At 68.4% G+C, this 6,604-nt stretch carries 6 protein-coding genes; 4 read left to right on the top strand and 2 right to left on the bottom strand.

Annotated elements, in window-relative coordinates; all coding sequences use genetic code 11:
• The 3 genes from V6M46_RS07000 to V6M46_RS06990 all read left to right on the top strand — a co-directional run.
• The coding region (locus tag V6M46_RS07000) for a phospho-sugar mutase (protein ID WP_332663251.1) at positions 1 to 1,185 on the top strand (1,185 nt) is incomplete at its 5' end.
• A 304-nt stretch (positions 1,186 to 1,489) separates the two neighbouring features.
• Positions 1,490 to 2,668, top strand: coding sequence for an HNH endonuclease signature motif containing protein (locus tag V6M46_RS06995; protein ID WP_332663249.1), 1,179 nt, complete (start codon positions 1,490 to 1,492; stop codon positions 2,666 to 2,668).
• A gap of 44 nt (positions 2,669 to 2,712) precedes the next feature.
• Positions 2,713 to 3,249, top strand: a complete 537-nt coding sequence (locus V6M46_RS06990; RefSeq protein ID WP_332663247.1) for a hypothetical protein — start codon at positions 2,713 to 2,715, stop codon at positions 3,247 to 3,249.
• 3 nt (positions 3,250 to 3,252) lie between these two features.
• Here V6M46_RS06990 and V6M46_RS06985 read toward each other — a convergent pair whose 3' ends face one another.
• Positions 3,253 to 3,708 (bottom strand): anthrone oxygenase family protein, encoded by a 456-nt coding sequence (locus V6M46_RS06985; RefSeq protein WP_332663245.1) that lies wholly within the window; start codon positions 3,706 to 3,708, stop codon positions 3,253 to 3,255.
• Positions 3,709 to 3,788: 80 nt separating this feature from the next.
• On the opposite strand from V6M46_RS06985, the gene V6M46_RS06980 reads away from it, so the two are divergent.
• A complete protein-coding gene (locus tag V6M46_RS06980; protein WP_332663244.1) occupies positions 3,789 to 4,724 on the top strand; it encodes an AraC family transcriptional regulator in 936 nt (311 codons plus the stop codon).
• A 13-nt stretch (positions 4,725 to 4,737) separates the two neighbouring features.
• Here the strand turns inward: V6M46_RS06980 and V6M46_RS06975 are convergent.
• Positions 4,738 to 6,604 (bottom strand): ExeM/NucH family extracellular endonuclease (locus V6M46_RS06975; RefSeq protein WP_332663241.1); only part of this gene is annotated, 1,867 nt, incomplete at its 5' end.

Below are 6,604 nucleotides of genomic sequence, written 5' to 3'. Positions count from 1 at the left end.
TCGCACAACCCGCCGCAGGACAACGGCTACAAGGTCTACCTCGAGGACTCCAGCCAGATCGTGCCGCCGGCCGATGTCGAGATCTCCGCGGCGATCGACGCGGTCGGCCGGGTCGACGAGATGCCGCGCAGCGATGCGTACGAGCTGCTGGGTCCCGAGGTCGCCGAGGCGTACGTCGAGGCCGTCGTCGCGCTGCCGGGCGACGGTCCGCGCGACATCGTCGCCGTCTACACGCCAATGCACGGAGTCGGCCGGGACACCCTCGTCGAAGCGGTGTCGCGCGCCGGCTTCCCGCCGCTGCACGTCGTACGCGATCAGGCCGATCCCGACCCCGACTTCCCCACCGTCGCGTTCCCCAACCCCGAGGAGCCGGGCGCGATGGACCTCGCGCTGAAGCTGTCGTCCGAGGTCGGCGCCGACCTCATCGTGGCCAACGACCCCGACGCCGACCGTTGCGCCGTCGGCGTCCGGGACGGCGAGTCGTACCGGATGCTCACCGGCGACCAGGTCGGCGTGCTGCTCGGCGACTTCCTGCTGCGCAAGGGCGTGCAGGGCACGTACGCCGCCTCGATCGTCTCGTCCGACCTGCTCGGCCGGCAGGCCGCGGCGTACGGGCAGCCGTGGGAGCAGACCCTGACCGGCTTCAAGTGGCTCGGCAAGATCCCGACGCTGGTGTTCGGCTACGAGGAGGCGCTGGGCTACAGCGTCGCGCCCCACATCGCGCGCGACAAGGACGGTGTCTCGGCGATCATCACGGTGCTCGAGCTCGCCGCCGCGCTCAAGGCCGAGGGCCGTACGTTGATCGACCAGCTCGACGACATCTACCGCGAGCACGGCCTCCACGCGACCTCGCAGCTCTCGGTACGGGTCGAGGACCTGTCGATCATCGCGCGGGCGATGGAGACGCTGCGGGCCTCTCCGCCGTCCTCGTTGGGTGGCCTCGCGGTGACCTCGGTCGACGACCTCGCGGACGGCTATCGCGGCCTGCCGCCGACGGACGGCATCCGGCTGGGGCTGGAGGGCTCGACGCGCATCATCGCGCGGCCGTCGGGCACGGAGCCCAAGCTCAAGTGCTACATCGAGGTCGTCGTGCCGGTGGAGGACTCGATCGAAGCGTCGCGTGGCGTCGCCGACGCCGCGATTGCGGGCATCAAGAAGGACCTGGCGATCGCCTTGGGTATCTAAGGTCGCCGGATCCCCGCCGTGAGTCTTGAGGACCGGCCGGAGCCTCGCCGTGAGGTTGCAGGCTTGCCGGATCCCCGCCGTGAGTGTTGAGGACCGTTGCGGAAGGGCGCCGAGCTCAGGAGAGAGTTGTGGTCCGTCGACGAGCGGACGACGCAACGCGACATGACTCGGAGACGACGCTTGTCGATGGACCACAACTCTCTCGTGAGCGTGAGCGACCAGCACGAATTGGGCGACCCGAAAGACAGAGAAGGCCCTGCAACCGCTGAGAAAAACTGTCAGTGGCGACCTCTAGGTTTGGGGTATGGCAGCAGTCCTCGACCCCGGCAAGCTGATCCTCGACGAGATCACCGCCCTGGAGGTCGAGCGCGCCCGCATCGAGGCCAAGATCGCGTCGAAGATGCTCGACTTCCAGGACCTCCGCCGTCGTCAGGCAGAGTCCAATCCGAACCAAACGGCCGCGAAGCTCGAGACCTCGTTCGCCGCTGATGAGCTCGGTGCCGCCTTGCACCAACCGACCCGCACCGTGCAGTGCCGCTTGGCTCAGGCCCGCCGGGTGCGTGGCCGGTTGATGTGGACTTGGCAGGCATTCCTGGCCGGCAGGATCGACACATACCGGATCAGTCTCATCGCGTCGGCGGTCGACAAGCTCCGCGGTGACAATCACGCGATCATCGAGCTCGACCACCGGGTCACTTCCTACGCGCCCGTCCACACCGCCGCCCAGCTCAAGGGCTGGCTCAAGCGTTTCGTCGCGAAGAACGCTCCCGACCAGCAGGCAGCCAAGACCGAGAAGGCGAAGCGGGGGGTGTGGTTGGACCACCAGGACGACGGCATGTCCTATCTGCACGCCTACATCCCGACCGCAGACGCCATCGTCATCGATGCCGAGCTGACCGAGAAGGCCAAGACGCTTCCCGCCGACGGCCGGACGCTGGACCAGAAGCGAGCCGATGTGTTCATCGCCCGGCTGCGCGGCCACATCGAAGAGCAGTCATCCAGCAGCCGCGCCGTCATCGGGATCACCGTCCCCGTCACCACACTGGCCGGCCTGACCGACGAACCCGGCGAGTCGTTCGACGGATCCTTCGCCCTGCCCGCTGACATGGTCCGCGACCTCGCCCAGCAGCCCGGCACCCTGTTCCACCGGGTCTTCACCGACCGGCTCGGCCGCATCCTCGATGTGACCGAGCTCGGCAGATTCCCGTCCGCCAAGCTCAAGACCGCGATCGACATCAGAGACGGCACCTGCCGGTTCACCACCTGCACCAGAGCCGCGATGGAATCCGACAAGGACCACGAAGTCCCCCACCCCAGAGGACCCACCACAGGCTCAAACCTGCGCGGCCTGTGCCGGCGGCATCACAACATGAAGACCTACGGCGTCACCGAACCCACCGAGCACGTGATGCGAGACCGCGCGCCCTCAAGAGCCGAACACGACCTCGCGACCTTCATCGCCAACATCGAGTTCGCGGCCTGACCAGATTCACCCCACCGCCCAATCCCCAGCCCTAGGCTCGGGGCATGACGACTCCGGCTTCGCCCAGCAGTCGACCAAGCCGCGGCTGGTACGCCCTCGCCGCCGTGCTGGCCGCCCTTGCTGTGGTGATCGGTGCGGCGTTGGCCGCCTGGATCATCCGGGCGCTCGTGGGGTACGAGATCGTCGAGTTCCCGGAGGGTGAGCCGGTGACGATCGTGCTGAAGGATCGCGGCGAAGCAATCTGGGTGACCCCCGAGAATGTGGGGGCGACCTGCAAAGCCACCGGCGATTCGGACTACTCCTTCAGCTCGGGATCGGCGGACCGGATGACCTTCATCCGCGGCGGCCAGACCTGGGTCCGCGTCGGGATCCTGAAGGGGCCGCCCGGAGCTGAATACACCTTGGTCTGCGAGGACCTGGGCACCACCCAGCAGTTCGGCCACGCGCCCAACCCGCAGATCGGTCGCTATGTCGTGGTCGGAGTCTCTGGCGGGCTGGTGGCCGGGCTTTCCGCCATGGCCGCATTCCTGATCGTGCTGGTCGTGGCGATCAAGCGGAACAGCAAGCCACGTGTGGCGTGACCCTCATACCTTCAGCACACCCACGACCAGGCACACCAGCGCCGCGGTGATCAACACCGACCGCACGTGGTTCCACCTCGTCCACCTGTCCTCGAAGGCCTCGCGCAACGACGCAGCGCTGCCCTCGCCGGCTTCGAGCGCGTCGTTCATGGGGACGTTGACCGCGAACGTGATGACGTACGCACCGACGACGTACAGCACCAGCCCGGCGATGACCCACGGCCGTGACGCATCGTCCCAGCCGAGGACCAGGGCAAGCAGTCCGACGAAAAACGGGCCGCCGAACGTCAGCGCGAACACGGGGTTGAGGATCGCGACGTTGATGCCACGCATGGAGTCGACGAACGCGGCGTCAGAGGCACGCCTGAGGCCCGGCATGACGACGTACGAGAACGTCGCGAAGAGGCCTGCCGAAAGCCCCATGAGGGCGGTCGCGGTGATGAGTGCGGTCTCGGTCATGAATTCATCCCACCAGCGGCGGTTGAGACTTTCCATAGTTGAACTGCCCACATCCATACGTGAGCGTCTACAGTGACGTCATGGACACGCTCAGCGGGCTGCTGGACGGCCCCCGCGCCAACGGCGCGTTCCTCATGGGCTCGGTTCTGACGGCACCGTGGTCGCTGCGCATCCAGGACGAGGCGCCGCTGTCGATCGCGGTCGTCGTGCGCGGCGAGGCCTGGGTCATGCCCGACGGCGATGAACCCGTACGCCTGGGACCCGGTGACGTCATGGTCGCCCGTGGGCCCGAGCCGTACACCGTCGCCGACCAGCCCAGCACCGAACCTCAGGTCTTCATCAACCCGGGTCAGCACTGCACCGACGCCGAGGGCAACAGCCTCGAGGACGTCATGACGCTCGGCACCAGGTCGTGGGGCAACGATCCCGCTGGCGAGACGATGATCGTGACCGGTACGTATGAGAGCGCCCGCGCGATCAGCGCCCGGCTGCTACGGAGCCTCCCCCAGCTGTTCGTGTTGCGGGAGGGCGAATGGAACGGCGAGCTGGTCTCGGTGCTGTGCGCCGAGATGCAGCGTGACGAGCTCGGCCAGGAGGTGTTCCTCGACCGGCTCCTCGACCTCGTCGTCATCGCCGCGGTGCGCGACTGGTTCGCTCGCGACGCGACGCGGGCGCCGGCCTGGCACCGGGCGACGTCAGACCCTGTCGTCGGGCCGGCGCTCCGCCTGCTCGAGGCCGACATCGCTCGGCCGTGGACCCTCGCCTCGTTGGCCGCCGAGGTCGGCGTCTCCAGGGCTGCCCTGGCCCGGCGCTTCACGACGATCGTGGGTGAGCCGGCGATGGCCTACCTGACGACGCTGCGACTCGACCTCGCCGCCGACCTCCTGCGCGAGCCCGGCCTGACGATCGCCGCCGTGGCGCGACAGGTCGGCTACGGCAGCCCATTTGCCCTCAGCGCCGCGTTCAAGCGCGTGCGCGGAGTCAGCCCATCCCACCATCGCGCGATGGTGGGATGAGCCGACACAACCCCTACTTGCCCGGCGGCGTCCGGTAGGTCGTGGACGACCCCGAGATGTCCTCCGCGCCGCTGTAGACGACGTGCAGCGTGTGCCGGCCGGCGCCCCGGAATCCCTCGAGGGAGACCACGGCGACCCCGTCGACCACGTCGGCGGTGCCGATCAGCACCCCGGCGTCGTACACCTTGACGACCCCGGCATCGACGGCCAGGTCCGCGCTGACCTCGGCCCGCAGCACCGGCGGATTGCGGTACGGCCCGGTGCCCGCCGGCGTCCACGACGTGACCTCGACGCTCGAGGCGAGCGGGCCCGGATCGAAGCCGACGATCTCCGGGTCGTGATCGCTGGCGCGGTAGGGGTCAGGGCGATAGAAGTCCGTGACGTTGTAGTTGTAGCGGCTGTACTCCCGGGCCAGCGACTCGTACGCGTTGATGTTCCAGATGTCCGCGCCGGTGACCTTCTTGAAGCCGACAGTCGAGGCGAAGACGTGGTCGAGCGATCCGACCTTGCCGTCGAACTGATACGTCTCCTTGTCGGTCAGCTCACGCGGCACGTTGACGTAGCCCGCGTCCTCGATGATCTGGACCGGGTCCTCCTCGTTGTACGCGTTGAAGTCGCCGGTCAGGAACACCGTGTTGGTGCCGGCCGCCGCCTTGAGCTCGTCGGCGAAGTCGACCAGCGCGTGTGCCTGGAGCGTGCGGGAGTAGTTGGAGCCGCCCTGCCCGTCACCCTGGTCGGCGTCGGCACCGGAGCCCGAGCCCTTGGACTTGAAGTGGTTGACGATGACCACGAAGTCGTCATCGGCCGATCCACCGACCGGGCGGAACGTCTGGCCGAGCGGTTCGCGCGCGTTGTCGAACGCGCTCGCGCCGATCAGGATCCGCGACGCGCCGATCGTCTCGACGACCCCGGGCTGGTAGATGAACGCCGTACGGATGACGTCCTCACCTTCCGGCACCTCGGCGGGCGTCGGCACGAAGGCCCAGCGCTGCTCGCCGGCGGCCTCGTTGAGCGCTTCGGTGAGCGTGCGGAGCGCGTCGTCGCGGTCGTCGAGGCCCACGGCTGCGGAGTTCTCGATCTCCTCGAGCGACACGACGTCGGCGTCCAGCGTGTTGATCGCCGACACGATCTTGGCCTGCTGCCGCGCCAGGTTGGCCGCGTCGGCCGCACCACGCGGACCGTTGTTGGTGCAGGAGTTGACCGTGATGTTGTTGCCGGCCCGGTCCCGGTAATAGCTGCACGTGCCGCCGGTGAAGTCCTCGCCGGTCGTCGAGAAGTAGTTGAGCACGTTGAAGGTGCCCAGCTTGACGCCGCCGCCGACCGGCTCGGGCGCCGCCGTGCGCGTGTTGCCGATCGACACCGGCTCGTCGCCCCCGGCGACCAGCTGCTGCGTCGGCTGGAGCTTCCACGCGTTGTTGCGATAGTCGAGCACGACCGGATCCTCGAATCCGACCGGCGCCCCCACCCGAACCTCGTTGTCAGCGGTCAGCCACGGCAGCGGCGTGCCCTGGTTGGCGGCCGACATGAAGTTGAGGCTCGCCCCGTCGTCGAGCGTGACGAGGCGGCGCGCGTTGTCGGCGATCGTCTCGGTGTAGGCCGCCGAGCCGGGCCGCGCGACGTTGGTCGGCGTCGGCAGGGGCGTGTCGCCCGCCGCCAGCCCGATCTCGGCGTACTGGTTGGTCGTGTAGTTGTTGGTGATCGTGTAGTCGCCCTCCGGCAGGAGCAGCATGCCCTCGAGCGACTCGCGCTGCGGCTGACCCATCGGGAAGTCGACCGTGGCCGGCTGCACCGGCTCGGCCGGACCCGCCAGCTCCTTCCACCCGCCGGCGGACGTGCTGATCTCGGTCAGGCCGTTGAACTCGCTGACGGCCCCGGTGACC

The organism is Aeromicrobium sp. (assembly GCF_036676885.1).
Taxonomy (GTDB): Bacteria; Actinomycetota; Actinomycetes; order Propionibacteriales; family Nocardioidaceae; genus Aeromicrobium.
The sequence above is the reverse complement of the archived record's forward strand: the minus strand, read 5'-3'. Positions and strand labels throughout refer to the sequence as shown.